The sequence below is a fragment of the Roseomonas sp. HF4 genome (genome assembly GCF_005222755.1).
Lineage (GTDB): Bacteria > Pseudomonadota > Alphaproteobacteria > Acetobacterales > Acetobacteraceae > Neoroseomonas.
This window is the reverse complement of sequence record NZ_STGD01000005.1, coordinates 141,196-154,983: the sequence shown is the minus strand read 5'-3', so window position 1 is coordinate 154,983 and position 13,788 is coordinate 141,196. Positions and strand designations below refer to the sequence as shown.

The following is a 13,788-nucleotide window of genomic DNA, read 5'->3' as shown; positions in this document are numbered from 1 at the left end:
TTGCGGTCCGGGGTCTGGGGGCAGGTTGCGGCCTGTCCCGGGCGGGCCGCACACTATAGACGGGGCGCCTGGGGTCAAAGGGGGACGGAACCGTGGGTTTCATGTGGCGCAGGACGATCGTGGGGCTGGCCGGCGCGGCGGTGCTGGCGGGCTGTGGCGGCAGCGGCATCTCCGCCCGCAATGCACCGGCGCCCTGCCCGCGCGTGACGGTGCTGGCCGACGGCGCCGACCTCACGCTGTTCCGCCCGGGCGGCGGGCAGGACCTGATCGACGTGACCTTCGATGCCCGGCTGATCGGCTTCAACGCCCGGTGCGACTACACGCGCCGGCGCGAAGGCGTGGCGGTGGCGATCTCGGCGGTCTTCGAGGTCGAGCGCGGGCCGGCCGGCGCCGGCCGCCAGGTCGTGCTGCCCTGGTTCGTGGCCGTGACGGATGCGACCGACAGCCAGATCATCGACCGCCAGGAATTCAGGACACCCATCGACTTCGCGTCCAACGTCAATCGCACCCGGGTCGAGAGCCGCCCGCTGACGCTGACCTTCGGCGCCGACGAGCGACTCGTCGAGAACCACAATGTCCGCGTGTCCTTCCAGCTGACGCCGGAGCAACTGGCGCTGAACCGGCGCCGCGGGCCGCGGTGAGCCGCCAGGGCCTGTTCGTCGCGCATCCCGAGGTCGTCATCGATCCTGTCGTGCCGGTGCCGCGCTGGCACCTCGCGGAGGAAGGGATCGCGCGCATGCGGCGGCTTGCCGCGAGCATCGGGCCGCCCGCCGCGGTCTGGGCGAGCGACGAGACCAAGGCGATCGAGGCCGCCGGCATCCTGGCCGCGCGCTTCGGCCTGCCGGTCCACGTCCATCCGGGCCTGGCGGAAATGGACCGCAGCAGCACCGGCTATCGGCCGAAGGCCGAATTCGAGCGGCTCGCCGACGCCTTCTTCGCGCGCCCGGCCGAGAGCATCGCGGGCTGGGAGCGCGCCATCGACGCTCAGGCGCGCGTCCTTGCGGCGGCAAGCGACATCCTGGCCGGCCACGGGCCGGGGGACCTCGTCCTCGTCGGGCATGGCGGGACCGGCACGCTACTGATGTGCGCGCTCGCCGGCCTTCCGATCGACCGCGCGCATGACGTGCCGGCGGCCGGCTGCGCCTGGCGCATGGCGCTCGACCCGCCGCGCGTGGTGGAGGCCTGGCGGCGCATCGATTGATGGACGTTGCGCCGGCGCGTCCGATCCGTCATGAAGGCGCACCCCGTAGATCCCGCGCGGGAGAGAGGGGCGGCAACGCCCCCGCCGAAGGCGCAACCGGCCCCCGGAAACGCTCAGGCAGACAGGGCCGCGCGGGGAAGGGGCCTCTGGAAAGCCCGTGGCACGCTTGCCACGGCACCGACGGAGTAAGGCGAGGAGATACCGCCCGCCGAATCTCTCAGGTCATCGGACAGAGGGGGGCCACGGAACTGAACCCCAATCGCCGCATCGCGGCGGGAGGCACCGTGGCCGATTCGACCGAACAGCTCCTCGACACGCCGCTGGCGTCGCTCCACCGCGAGCTGGGCGGCCGCATGGTGCCCTTCGCGGGCTACGCCATGCCGGTGCAGTACCCCGCCGGCATCATGCAGGAGCACCTGCACTGCCGGGCCGCTGCCGCGCTGTTCGATGTCTCGCACATGGGCCAGGCGGAACTGGTCGGCGAAGGCGCCGCCGCCGCGCTGGAGCGCGTGACGCCGGCCGATGTGCAGATCCTCAAGCCCGGCCGCCAGAAATACGGCCTGCTGACCATGGCCGAGGGCGGCATCCTCGACGACTTCATGGTCGCCAACATGGGCGACCGGCTGTTCCTGGTGGTCAACGCCAGCCGCAAGCATGTGGATCTGCCCTATATCGAATCGGTTCTGCCCGCGGGCGTTTCGCTGCGCCCGCTGCCGGACCGCGCGCTGATCGCGCTACAGGGCCCGCAGGCGGTGGCCGCCATCGCGACGCTGGCACCGGGCATCGCCGCCCTGTCCTTCATGGGGGTCGGCGCCTTCACCATCGCGGGCGTGCCGGCCCTGGTCTCGCGGTCCGGCTACACGGGCGAGGACGGCGTGGAGGTCTCGGTCCCGGCGGACCAGGCCGAGGCATTCGCCCGCGCGTTGCTGGCGCTGCCCGGCGTCGCGCCGGCGGGCCTCGGCGCGCGCGATTCGCTCCGCCTCGAAGCGGGCCTCTGCCTCTACGGCAACGACATCGACGAGACGACGAGCCCGGTCGAGGCCACGCTCACCTGGACCATCGGCAAGCGCCGCCGCATGGAATGGAACTTCCCCGGCGCCGAACGCGTGCGCGAGGAACTCGCGAGCGGCACGACGCGCCTGCGCGTCGGGATCCGCCCCGAAGGCCGCCAGCCCGCGCGCGGCCACACCCCGGTCCACGCCCCCGGCGGTGCCGCGATCGGGGAGGTCACGTCCGGCGGCTTCGGCCCCTCGATCAACGGCCCGGTCGCCATGGGCTACGTCGCGCGCGACCATGCCGCGGACGGCACCGCCCTCGACCTGATGGTGCGCGGCAAGGCGGTCCCCGCCCGCGTCGCCCCCATGCCCTTCGTCCCCCACCGCTACGCCCGCTGAGGACCAGATCCCATGAGTGAGACGAAATTCACCAAGGACCATGAATGGGTGCGGCTCGACGGCGGCGTCGCCACCGTCGGCATCACCGACCATGCGCAGACCGCGCTGGGCGACGTGGTCTTCGTGGACCTGCCGGAGGTCGGCCGCGAGGTCGCCGCCGGCGAGGCGGTCGCGGTGGTCGAAAGCGTGAAGGCGGCGTCCGACGTCTATGCCCCGATCGCCGGGCGCATCGTCGAGGTGAATGGCGCGCTGGCCGACAATCCCGGCGCGATCAACGCCGCCCCCACCAGCGATGGCTGGTTCTTCCGCATCGAGGCCGCCGATGCGGAGGAGGTCGCGGCGCTGATGGACGAGGCCGCCTACGCGGCCTACGTGGACAGCCTGGCATGAGCGCGCTCGAGGAGATCCGCGCGCTGGAGGCGGGCGACGCCTTCGCGCCGCGCCACATCGCGCCGAGCGAGGCCGAGATCGCCGCGATGCTGAAGGCCGTGGGCGCGCCGAGCCTTGAGGCACTGAGCGAGAAGACCGTGCCGGCCGCGATCCTCGGCATGGACCTCTCGGCGCTGCCGCCGGCCGCGACCGAGCAGGAGGTGCTGGCGGAGCTGCGCGACCTCGCCGCCAGGAACCGCGCCGACGTCAAGTCGCTGATCGGCCTGGGCTACCACGGCACGCACACGCCGCCGGTCGTCCTGCGCAACGTGCTCGAGAACCCGGGCTGGTACACGGCCTATACGCCCTACCAGGCCGAGATCGCGCAGGGGCGCCTCGAGGCGCTCGTGAACTTCCAGACCATGGTCTGCGACTTGGCGGGGCTGCCGGTCGCGAATGCCTCCCTGCTCGACGAGGGGACGGCGGTCGCCGAGGCGATGCACCTGGCGCACGCCGCGACGCGCGAGAAGTCGCACCTGCTGGTCGCGGCCGACGACCTGCACCCGCAGTCCAAGGCGGTGCTCGCCTCCCGCGCCGCGCCGCTCGGCATCGAGGTGCGCTTCGTGGCGCCGGCAGCGATCGTCGCCGAGGTCACGGCCGCCAAGCCCTTCGCCCTCGTGCTGCAATATCCCGGCACGACCGGCGAAGTGCGCGACCTGACCGCCGAGATCGCCGCGGTGCAGGCGGGCGGCGGCCTCGCCATCGTGGCCGCCGACCCGCTCAGCCTCTGCCTGCTGAAGCCGCCCGGGGAGATGGGCGCCGACGTGGTCGTGGGCTCCACGCAGCGCTTCGGCGTGCCGATGGGCTATGGCGGGCCGCATGCCGCCTACATGGCGGTGAAGGACGCGCACAAGCGGCTGATGCCGGGGCGCCTGGTGGGCGTGTCGGTGGATGCGGCGGGTGCGCCGGCCATGCGGCTCGCGCTGCAGACGCGCGAGCAGCACATCCGGCGCGAGAAGGCGACGTCGAACATCTGCACTGCGCAGGTGCTGCTGGCCGTGATGGCCGGCATGTACGCGGTGTGGCACGGGCCGGAGGGGCTGAAGCGGATCGCCCGGCGCGTGAACCTGATGGCGCGCGTCGTGGCCGACGCCGCGCGCTCGGCGGGCTTCGCGGTGCGGCACGATGCCTTCTTCGACACCGTCGCCGTCGAGGCCGGGCCCAGGGCCGATGCGCTGGTGGCCGCGGCGCTCCGGCGCGGCTTCAACCTCGCGCGGCATGATTCGGGCGTGGTCGGCATCGCGCTGGACGAGACCGTGACGCGCGCCGACCTGGCCCTGCTGGCGCAGGCGCTGGCCGAGGTCGGCGGCGCGCCGGCCGGCCTCGACGCGGCGCAGGGCGGCATCCCCGCCGCGCTGGCACGGACCAGCGCCTTCTGCACCGCCGCGGTCTTCCAGGCGCATCATTCCGAGCACGGGATGCTGCGCTATCTGAAGTCGCTGGAGGACAAGGACGTCGCGCTGAACCGCAGCATGATCCCGCTCGGGTCCTGCACCATGAAGCTGAACGCGACGGCCGAGATGATCCCGGTGACCCTGCCCGGCTTCGGCGGCATCCACCCCTTCGCGCCCGCCGATCAGGCCGCGGGCTACCGGGTGATGATCGACCGGCTGGCGGAATGGCTCTGCCGCATCACGGGCTTCGCGGCCGTCTCGCTGCAGCCCAATGCCGGCAGCCAGGGGGAGTATGCGGGGCTGCTCGCGATCCGCGGCTGGCACCTGAGCCGTGGCGACGCGCATCGCGACATCTGCCTGATCCCGTCCTCCGCGCATGGCACCAACCCCGCCTCGGCGGTGATGGCGGGGATGAAGGTGGTCGTCGTCGGCTGCGACCGCGACGGCAACGTGGACGTCGCGGACCTCAGGGCGAAGGTCGAGCAGCACGGGGCGAACCTCGCCGCGCTGATGGTCACCTACCCCTCGACGCACGGCGTGTTCGAGGCCGCGATCCGCGAGATCTGCGCCCTGATCCACGAGAAGGGCGGCAAGGTCTACATGGACGGCGCCAACATGAACGCGCAGGTCGGGCTGACCAGCCCGGCTTCGATCGGTGCCGATGTCTGCCACCTGAACCTGCACAAGACCTTCTGCATCCCGCATGGCGGCGGCGGGCCGGGCGTGGGGCCGATCGGCGTGACGGCGGACCTCGCGCCGTTCCTGCCGGGCCATCCGCTGGTCGATTGCGGCGGGACGAAGGACATCGTGGTGAGCGCGGCGCCCTGGGGCTCGGCCTCCATCCTGCCGATCTCCTACGCCTACATCCGCATGATGGGCGCCGAGGGGCTGACGCGCGCGACGCAGGTCGCGATCCTGTCGGCCAACTACCTCGCGAAGCGGCTGGAGGCGCATTTCCCGGTGCTCTATCGCGGCATGAACGGGATGGTCGCGCATGAGTGCATCCTCGACTGCCGCGGCTTCCAGCAGGGCGGCGGCGTGATGGTCGAGGACATCGCCAAGCGCCTGCAGGACTACGGCTTCCACGCGCCGACCATGTCCTGGCCGGTCGCCGGCACGCTGATGGTGGAACCCACCGAGAGCGAGCCCAAGGCGGAACTCGACCGCTTCGTCGACGCCATGGTCGCGATCCGCGCCGAGATCCGCGCCGTCGAGCAGGGCCGCATGGACAAGGCCGACAACCCGCTGAAGAACGCGCCGCACACCGCGGCCGAGATCGCGGCGGAGACCTGGACGCACCCCTACACGCGCGAGGAGGCGGCCTTCCCGCTGCCCTTCGTCAAGGCGCGGAAGTACTGGCCGCCCGTGAAGCGCGTGGACAACGTGTATGGCGACCGCAACCTGGTGTGTTCCTGCGCGCCGCTCGAGGCCTATGCGCAGGCGCACCAGATCGCGGCCGAATGACCGCGCTCAAGCCGTGGACCGTGACCGCCAGCCGCATCGTGCTGGCGGATCGCTGGATCAGGGTTCGCGCCGATTCCTGCGTCGCCGCCACGGGCGACGTGGTGGACCCGTTCTACGTGCTGGAATACCGCGACTGGGTGCATGTCGTGGCGCTGACCGACGACGACCGGCTGGTGATGAACCGCCAGTACCGCCATGCGGCCGGGGAGGTGCATCTCGAACTCCCCGGCGGCGTGATGGAAGCCGATGATGCCGACCCCGTCACCGCCGGGCGCCGCGAATTCCTCGAGGAGACGGGTCATGGCGGGCGGGAGTTCCGCCATGTCGCCAGCCTGCGCCCCAACCCCGCGACCCACACGAACCGGGTGCACACCGTCCTTGCCCTGGGTGCCGCGTCGGTCGGCCTGCAATCCTTCGACAACGGAGAGGAGATCGCGGTCGAGCTCATTCCCGTGGCCGAGGTGCTGCGCCTGGTCCGCGAGGGCGAGGTGCAGCAATCCACCCACGTCGCCTCCCTGCTGCTGGCGCTCGCCGCTGCCGGCCGCGTGACCTTCTGAAGTTTCGGGTTCCAAGGGCCTTTCGGCCCTTGGCGGGGGAGTTCGAGGGGCGGCGCCCCCTCGCTGTTGCCCGAGGCGCCCCGCGCGCGCAGCATCGCCGCCATGCCCCGCTTCGTCTTCCCCGCCGCAGAGGCCGCCGCAGCGCCGAACGAGCCCGGCCGCGCCTCTGCCCGCATCTTCGGCCATGGCAGCTTCGAGGCCCGCTGGTACGCCCCGCGCGGCACCGACCCCCAGGCGCCGCACACGCGCGACGAGGCCTATGTCGTCGTGCGCGGACAGGGCACCTTCTTCTGCGCCGGGGAACGCGCGCCCTTCGTCCCCGGCGACATGATCTGGGTGCCGGCCGGGGCCGAGCACCGCTTCGAGGATTTCTCCGACGACCTCGCCGTCTGGGTCGTCTTCTACGGCCCCGAGGGCGGGGAGGGGTGATGCTGCGCGCGTTCCTGCTGGCGGCGGCGCTGATCGCCACGCCGGCCGCCGCGCAGACACCCGTCACGGTTGCCGGCACACCGGCGCTGGAGGGGCGGCTTTGGCTGCCGCCGAGCGACGGCCGCGTGCCCTTCGTGCTGCTGCTGCACGGCGCGGGCGGCGGCTGGGCCGACCACGCGCCGCTTGCTGCGGCGCTGGCCGGCGCCGGCATCGCCGCCGCCGCCTTCACGCAGGTGGCCGACCGCGCCGCGCCGAACGCCTTCGCCCGCATGGCGGTCCGCGCGCGCGACGCCGGGCGCGTGCTTGACCACCTGGTCGCCGCCGAGCCCCGGATCGACGCGGCGCGGATCGGTGTCTTCGGCTATTCGGCCGGCGCGACCGCGGCGCTGCTGCTGGCGGGCGGGCGGGCCGACCCGGCGCGCTGGCCGGCGCTGTGTGCGGCGGCGCCGGAGGAGCGGCTCTGCGCCTCCCCCTTCGGCCAGGCGGCGCTGGCGGCGGCGCGGGACGGGGCCGGGCCCTTCGGCGCCGCCGATGCGCGCATCCGCGCCGCGATCCTGGCGGCGCCGGCGCTGGGCTTCCTGTTCGCGCCGGACGGGCTCGCCCCCGTGCCGCCCGCCACCGCCATCCGCATCTGGCGCGCGGGCGCCGACACCGTGCTGGCCGAGCCGCACCACGCCGAGGCCATCGCGCCCCTGCTGCCCGGCCGGCCGGTGCCGCAGGTCGTGGAGGGCGCCGGGCACTGGGTCTTCCTGCCGCCCTGCGACGCCGAGCGCCACGCGGCGCTGCCCTTCCTCTGCGCCGATCCGCCGGGGCAGGACCGCGCGGCCTTCCTCGCGGCCTTCCACGCCGACGCGATCGCCTTCTTCTCCGCCGCCCTCGCCGGGACCCCGCCATGACCGACACGATTCGCATCCTGCCCACGGCACCGCACCACCGCGCCGCCTGGGACCGCCTCTATGCCGGCTACGCCGAGTTCTACCGCGTCACGCAGACGCCCGAGATGCGGGACCGCGTGTGGTCCTGGCTGCACGACCCCGGGCACGAGGTGAAAGGCCTGGTCGCGGAACTCGACGGCACGCCGGTCGGCATTGCGCATTACCGGCCCTTCGCACGGCCGCTCTCGGCCAGCACCGGCTGTTTCCTCGACGACATCTTCGTCGACCCCGCCGCGCGCGGGCGGCGCGTGGCGGACGCGCTGATCCTGCACCTCGGCGCCATGGCAAAGGACCGCGGCTGGTCGGTGGTCCGCTGGATCACGGCCGACGACAACTACCGCGGCCGCGGCGTCTACGACCGGCTGGCGAAGCGGACCACGTGGATCACCTACGACCACACGCCATGATGCAGTTCGAGGAGGCGATCGCCGCCGCCTGGGATGGCCCGCCGCCGGGCAGCGCGGCCGCCGCGCAGGCACGGCTGCTGCTGGCGGACAGCCTCGGCTGCATGCTCGCCGGGCTCGGGCATGCGCGCCCGCGCGGCTTCGGCGCTGCCCTCGGTGCGACGATGCCGGGCGGCATCCGCTTGCCCGGCGTCGCGCAGCCCCTGTCGCAGGCCGGCGCCGCCGCGCTGCTCGCCGCCGCCATGTGCTGGGACGAGGCGAATGAGGGCCTGGCCCGCGCGCATGGCCGGCCGGGGCTCGCGGTCGCGCCGCTCTGCATCGCGGCGCTGGCGGAAGGGCGCGCGACGGTGGGGGAGGCGCTGGCGGCCTTCGTCCTCGGCTACGAGGTGGCGGCGCGGGCGGGCATCGCCTGGCGCATCCGGCCGGGGATGCATGTGGACGGGTCCTGGCACGCGCTCGGCGCCGCCGCCGCCGCCGTGCGGCTGGCCGGGGGCGACGCGGCGGCGGCGGCGCGGGCGGTGCGGCTCGTTGGCTGCCAGGTGCCCTTCGCGATGTATGCGCCGATCGCGGCCGGCATGGACGGGCGCAACACCTACCCGGCCCATGCCGCGCTGCTCGGCACGCTGGCGGCGGCCGGCGCGCTGGCCGGCATGGACGCGCCGGCCGAGGGCTTCGCGGAGGCGCGGCGCAGCGCCCTCGGCCTGGACGCGCCGCCGCCGCCCGTCGCCCCGGACGCCTGGCTGGTCGAGGGGGCCTACATCAAGCCCTTCGCCGGCGTACGGCACGCCCACTACGCGGCCGCGGCGGCGCTGGCCCTGCTTCCGGCGGTGGCCGGGCGGCTCGGCGAGGTCGAGGCCGTCACGGTCACGACCTATGCCGAGGCTTTGCGCTACGCCGCGAACCGCGCCCCCGCATCGGCCATCTCCGCGCAGTTCAGCCTGTCCTGGGCGGTGGCGGCGGCCCTGGGGCAGGGCGACCTCGGCCCCGCGGCCTATTCGGATGCAGCGCTGGCCGATCCGGCGTTGCGGGCGCTCGAGGCCCGGATCCGGCTCGAGGAGGACGCTGCCCTGACCGCCGCCGGCCGCCGCGGCGCGGCGCTCGCGGTGACGCTCTCGGATGGCGCGCGGCTCGAGGCCCGTGCCGACGCCGTGCCCGGCGATCCCGGCCTGCCGATGACCGAGGCGGCGGTGCGCGCGAAGTTCCTGCGCTTCGCCGCCCAGGTGCTGGGGGAGGCGGCCGCGGCACGGGCGATGGCCGCGCTGCTCGATGCCGAGCAGGGCCACCGGCCAGCAGGGGGTGTCCTCGCCGCCGATGCGGCCTAGGCTCCTTTTTTGCCGGAGGAGACCTGCCATGACGACGATCAGCCGCCGCGCCACGCTCGCGGCCCTCGGTGCCGCAACCCTCGCCACGCCGCTGCGCGCCCAGGGGGCCTTTCCGTCGCGGCCCATCAAGGTGATCGTGCCCTTCGCCGCGGGCGGCACGACCGACATCCTGGCCCGGGCGGTGGGCGAGCGGCTCGCCGCGGCACTCGGCCAGCCCGTGGTGGTCGAGAACCGTGGCGGCGCCGGCGGCACCGTGGCGGGCGAGGCCTTCGCGCGCTCCGAGCCGGACGGGCACACGCTGCTGGTCGCGACCGCCTCGCTCATCTGCATCAACAAGGCGCTGTACCAGACGCTGCCCTTCGACCCGGACCGCGACTTCCTGCCGGTCGCCATGCTGGCGCAGCAGCCGAACGTGCTGGTCGTCAATCCGCGCCAGTTGCCGATGGCGACGCTGGCGGAGCTGATCGCGCATATCCGCGCCAATCCGGGGAAGGTGAACTACGCCTCCTCCGGCACCGGGTCGCAGCTGCACCTGACGGGCGCCATGTTCCAGGCGGCGGTAGGCGTCGAGATGACGCATGTGCCCTACCGCGGCAGCGCGCCGGCCATGACGGACCTGGTCGCGGGGACGGTGCCGATGATGTTCGACGGCCTCGGAACCGCGTTGCCGCAGGTCCGCGGTGGTGCCGTGCGCGCGCTCGGCGTCGCATCCGAGACGCCGAACGCGGCGCTGCCGGGCGTGCCGCCGATCTCCTCCGTGCTGCCGGGCTTCCGCTCGGTCAACTGGACGGGGCTGTTCGCGCTGCGCGGCACGCCCGAGCCCGTGCTGGCGCGCATCGACGCCGAGACGCGCAAGGCGCTGGCAAGCCCCGAGATCGCGGCCCTGTTCCAGAGCCGCGCCTTCGACCCGCTGCCGACGCCGCGCGCCGAACTCGGGGCCTTCGTGGCCGAGGAGAGCCGCCGCTGGCGGGAGGTCGTGCGCGCCTCGGGCGCCACGGCGAGCTGAGGCTCGGCTCCGGAATCAGAGTTTTCCAGAGCAGGACATCCGATCGGGCGATCCCGCCTGGTCGGATATGTTCTAGCCGAAGACCTCGCCCCAGGCCGATGCCAGCGCCGCGTCGGCCTCCTCCATGGTGGCGAGGATGCCTTGCGCGTGCAGGCTGGTCACGCCATGCGCGCTGATGCCGCAGGGCACGATGCCGCCGAAATGCGACAGGTCGGGATCGACGTTCAGCGCGACGCCGTGCCAGGTCACCCAGCGCGTCACGCGCACGCCGATGGCGGCGATCTTGTCCTCGCCGCCGGTCGCGCGGTTGGCGACCCAGAGGCCGACCCGCCCCTCCCGCCGCTCGGCTGTGACGTTGAAGCGGTCCAGCGCGCGTATCAGCCAGTCCTCGAGCCCGTGGACATAGGCGCGGACGTCGCGCGGCGGGACGCCGCCATGCGGGCGGTTGAGGTCGAGCATCACGTAGCCCGTCCGCTGCCCCGGCCCGTGATAGGTCCATTGCCCGCCGCGCCCGGCGGCGAAGACCGGGAAGCGGGCGTCGTGCAGGTCCTCGGGCCTGGCGGAGGTGCCGGCGGTGTAGGTGGGGTCGTGCTCGACGAGCCAGACGCGCTCGGCCGCCGTGCCGGCGCGGATGGCAGCGACGTGGTCCTCCATGGCCGAAAGCGCCTCGGCGTAGGGGGTTCGGCCCTCGGCGACGATCCATTCCAGGGGGTGTGTTGATGGCGGCGCGGTCATGGGGTATACGCCGCGCCCTCTACCCGGTTTGCGGTCGTGGCGGAATGGTAGACGCGCCAGCTTGAGGTGCTGGTAGGGGAAACCCTGTGGAAGTTCGAATCTTCTCGACCGCACCATTTTCCTGACGCTGAAGCGCTTCGCGACGGAAGCGCGCGTTCGGCGCGACACGGCCGCCTCCGCGAGCCTTGGTTGCGCGCCGTGCGCTCCCGGCCCGGGGTGATCCCGCGGGCCGCGAGGCGGCGGCGCCGTCAGGCAGCCAGCGCAAGGCGCTTCTGCAAGTCGCGCCAGTCGGCCGCGTCCAGGCTGTTCATGGCGGAACCCTCGATCATCGCCACCGCTGTGTCGTCCGGCGCCTTGGCCCGCGCGCCGATGAGGAAGGCGGCGCGTTCGGGCCGGCTCATCGCCGGCAGCATCAGCCGCAGGAAGGCCTGGGCGCGGGCCGGCGGGATGGCTGCCAGGATGCCGGCCTCGATCGCCTGCATCTCCTCATCCGTCAGCAGCGCCTGGAGCATCGGCTGCACCGCCTGCTCTTCCTCCGCCATGTGCTCGAAATCCTCCGCGACGAAGGTGCTGAAGCGCAGGTAGAGCCGGCGCCCGAGGGCCGGGCGCGCGTTGCCCGGTGTGGCGGCGATGGTCTCGATCATCAGCGCCAGGTCGGCGAAGGCAGCGTCATGCGCCTCGTGCTGGTGGCGCGGGCGGATCGCGCCCTCCGGCTGGCGGGCATCGAGCAGCCGGTGGATGTGCTCCTCCTCGTGCCGCAGGTGCGCCGCCGAGATCTCGAGTTGCGCGCGCATCGCATCGAGCAGCGCCGCGGTGCCCTCGGCATCCGTCCAGTCCTGCGCGCCGAGCCGCACCAGCAGCCCGGTCAGCGCCAGGCGCAGCCCCTTGTGGACCGGCCCGTACAGGTCGAAGGAAGCCGGGCGCCGCGGGGCGGGCGCCGGGCCGAATAGGTTGTCGCGGGTCGGCTTGAGCCGGTTGTCGTTGATCATCGGCATGTTTGTGTCTCCTTGGCATCCGTGCGGGTGCCCTCCGCCGTCCCCGCACCGCACGTCGCCGGGGGGCGGTCGTCTCCTGCCGTCGGCCTTGCGCAGGTGCTAGGCTTCGGGCTTCGCGCCCGCGCCGCTGAGTGCGGGACCCATCGGCGCATCCTGTGACGGCCCGCCGGCCGCCGGCCCGTCGGCATTGCCGCCGCGGTCGCGGAAGCGGATCGTCACAACCCACGGCGGCCGCATCCGCCCGCTGGCCGACAGGACCACGGGCACGCGGTGCGGCCGCAGGGTCGTTCGTCCCTCACCGCCCCGGGGCGGCCGTATGGGCATGCGCCACCAGCGGCGGCGGCTGCTCCATCTCGGCATAGGGATGACCGGCGCATCCCACGCCGGGGTTGGTGGCGTTGAACATTCCGGCCGGATTTTCCTTCCACAGCCAGACATGCAGGTCGTAGTGGTGCAGGGAGGCCGGCATCAGCGGCTCGTGCCCCGCCATCGGCCCGTCGAAGGGTCGCCCGAACAACGTCGGACGTTCGGCGACGCCGGTTGCCAGCGGGACGAACCACTCGGCCGCGACCAGCCGCAGGCTGCCGCGCGGATCCGGCTCGTACACCAGGATCTGCGGGCGCATCGGATCCACCGTGGGGCCCACCAGCGCGGGGTTGATGAAATGCACCCCCATGCCGCCGACCGGGTACTCCACGCAGCCGAGCGTCGAGAGATAGCCGTCGCGAATCGCCACGCGCGGGTCCTGGTACTTCGCGAGCGCATCGCGCACCGCGGCGAGCTCGGGCGGCAGGTCCGGCGCGCGGACCGGCGCCGAGGTGCGGTGCCGCGTGGCGTGCCCGCCATGCCCCAGCGCGGACGTGACCACGCTCCCGGCGAGCCCTGTCGCGAGAAGCGCCCCGAGCACGAGCATCCCCTTGCGGATGCCGCCACGCGCGGCGTTGTCTTTGTTGCTCATCATCCTCCTCCTTGGGTTGGGGCGCCTTCAGCGCCCGGGAACGACGACCGTCAGGTAAGGCATGGTCGGCGTCTCGCTCGCGCCGACGATGTGCGGGGTGGCGTTGCGCACCGGCGGCAGGTTGCGCAGGTAGCGCGCCAGCGCCCGCGCATCGGCGTCGTTCAGCGCGGCGTAGGAATGCCAGGGCATCACCGGCGCGAGCACACGCCCGTCGGGGCGCACGCCGGTGCGCACGGCGCGAACGATGTCCGCCTCGCTCCAGGCGCCGAGTCCGGTCTCGGGGTCCGGCGTCAGGTTGGGCGGGTAGACGACGCCGACCTCGGGGATGCCGAAGCCGATCTGCGATCCCGCGAGGTGCAGCCGCGGATCGGGCTGGCCGGCCAGCGCGCCGCCGGTGTGGCAGCCGCCGCAATCCATGATGCGCGCGAGGTATTCGCCGCGCGCGTCCCGGTCGGCGGGCGCCTGCTGCGCCAGGGCCGGCGCGGCGGCGAGGGAGGCGATCATGGCCGCGGCACGCAGGCCGCGTGAGGCGAGATGGGTCATGGTTGCGGTCCTCGATGCCCGG

General features: G+C 73.5%; 15 protein-coding genes, 1 tRNA gene and 1 riboswitch. Of the genes, 12 read left to right on the top strand and 4 right to left on the bottom strand.

Annotated elements, in window-relative coordinates; all coding sequences use genetic code 11:
* The first annotated feature begins 101 nt into the window (after positions 1-101).
* The 11 genes from E8M80_RS09950 (at position 102) to E8M80_RS09900 (ending at position 10,535) form a co-directional block, all read left to right on the top strand.
* Entirely contained in the window at positions 102-641 is a 540-nt protein-coding gene (locus tag E8M80_RS09950) for a hypothetical protein (protein WP_137125531.1), read from the top strand.
* Positions 638-1,201, top strand: a complete 564-nt coding sequence (locus E8M80_RS09945; RefSeq protein ID WP_240789970.1) for a histidine phosphatase family protein — start codon at positions 638-640, stop codon at positions 1,199-1,201. Before E8M80_RS09950 ends, E8M80_RS09945 begins: the two co-directional genes overlap by 4 nt.
* Before the next feature lie 136 nt (positions 1,202-1,337).
* A riboswitch (glycine riboswitch) is annotated at positions 1,338-1,444 on the top strand.
* Between the two features lie 41 nt (positions 1,445-1,485).
* A complete protein-coding gene (gcvT, locus tag E8M80_RS09940) occupies positions 1,486-2,595 on the top strand; it encodes a glycine cleavage system aminomethyltransferase GcvT (protein ID WP_137125530.1) in 1,110 nt (369 codons plus the stop codon).
* Between the two features lie 12 nt (positions 2,596-2,607).
* Entirely contained in the window at positions 2,608-2,985 is a 378-nt protein-coding gene (gcvH, locus tag E8M80_RS09935; protein ID WP_137125529.1) for a glycine cleavage system protein GcvH, read from the top strand.
* Entirely contained in the window at positions 2,982-5,882 is a 2,901-nt protein-coding gene (gcvP, locus tag E8M80_RS09930; RefSeq protein ID WP_137125528.1) for an aminomethyl-transferring glycine dehydrogenase, read from the top strand. The genes gcvH and gcvP overlap by 4 nt, the downstream gene beginning before the upstream one ends.
* Entirely contained in the window at positions 5,879-6,439 is a 561-nt protein-coding gene (locus E8M80_RS09925) for an NUDIX hydrolase (RefSeq protein WP_137125527.1), read from the top strand. Before gcvP ends, E8M80_RS09925 begins: the two co-directional genes overlap by 4 nt.
* Before the next feature lie 102 nt (positions 6,440-6,541).
* Positions 6,542-6,868, top strand: coding sequence for a cupin domain-containing protein (locus tag E8M80_RS09920; RefSeq protein WP_137125526.1), 327 nt, complete (start codon positions 6,542-6,544; stop codon positions 6,866-6,868).
* Positions 6,868-7,764, top strand: coding sequence for a dienelactone hydrolase (locus E8M80_RS09915; protein WP_137125525.1), 897 nt, complete (start codon positions 6,868-6,870; stop codon positions 7,762-7,764). Before E8M80_RS09920 ends, E8M80_RS09915 begins: the two co-directional genes overlap by 1 nt.
* The gene (locus E8M80_RS09910) at positions 7,761-8,210 is read left to right on the top strand and encodes a GNAT family N-acetyltransferase (RefSeq protein ID WP_137125524.1); all 450 of its coding nucleotides are present in this window, start codon (positions 7,761-7,763) and stop codon (positions 8,208-8,210) included. Before E8M80_RS09915 ends, E8M80_RS09910 begins: the two co-directional genes overlap by 4 nt.
* Entirely contained in the window at positions 8,207-9,529 is a 1,323-nt protein-coding gene (locus tag E8M80_RS09905; RefSeq protein ID WP_137125523.1) for an MmgE/PrpD family protein, read from the top strand. The genes E8M80_RS09910 and E8M80_RS09905 overlap by 4 nt, the downstream gene beginning before the upstream one ends.
* 28 nt (positions 9,530-9,557) lie before the next feature.
* Positions 9,558-10,535, top strand: a complete 978-nt coding sequence (locus tag E8M80_RS09900; RefSeq protein WP_170979314.1) for a tripartite tricarboxylate transporter substrate binding protein — start codon at positions 9,558-9,560, stop codon at positions 10,533-10,535.
* Between the two features lie 72 nt (positions 10,536-10,607).
* Here E8M80_RS09900 and lipB read toward each other — a convergent pair whose 3' ends face one another.
* Positions 10,608-11,270: a lipoyl(octanoyl) transferase LipB gene (gene lipB / locus E8M80_RS09895; protein ID WP_137125521.1), complete on the bottom strand. Its 663-nt coding sequence runs from the start codon at positions 11,268-11,270 to the stop codon at positions 10,608-10,610.
* Positions 11,271-11,300: 30 nt separating this feature from the next.
* Here lipB and E8M80_RS09890 point away from each other — a divergent pair.
* A tRNA-Leu gene (locus tag E8M80_RS09890) sits at positions 11,301-11,386 on the top strand.
* Positions 11,387-11,518: 132 nt separating this feature from the next.
* On the opposite strand, the gene E8M80_RS09885 is transcribed toward E8M80_RS09890, so the two are convergent.
* From E8M80_RS09885 to E8M80_RS09875, 3 genes are all read right to left on the bottom strand, one after another.
* Positions 11,519-12,265 (bottom strand): hemerythrin domain-containing protein, encoded by a 747-nt coding sequence (locus tag E8M80_RS09885; RefSeq protein WP_137125520.1) that lies wholly within the window; start codon positions 12,263-12,265, stop codon positions 11,519-11,521.
* Between the two features lie 295 nt (positions 12,266-12,560).
* On the bottom strand, positions 12,561-13,223 hold the full coding sequence (locus E8M80_RS09880; RefSeq protein WP_206035604.1) for a hypothetical protein: 663 nt from the start codon (positions 13,221-13,223) through the stop codon (positions 12,561-12,563).
* A 27-nt stretch (positions 13,224-13,250) separates the two neighbouring features.
* Positions 13,251-13,766 carry a cytochrome c gene (locus E8M80_RS09875; protein ID WP_137125519.1) on the bottom strand — a complete coding sequence of 172 codons (516 nt, stop codon included), beginning with the start codon at positions 13,764-13,766 and terminating at the stop codon, positions 13,251-13,253.
* Positions 13,767-13,788 lie beyond the last annotated feature (22 nt).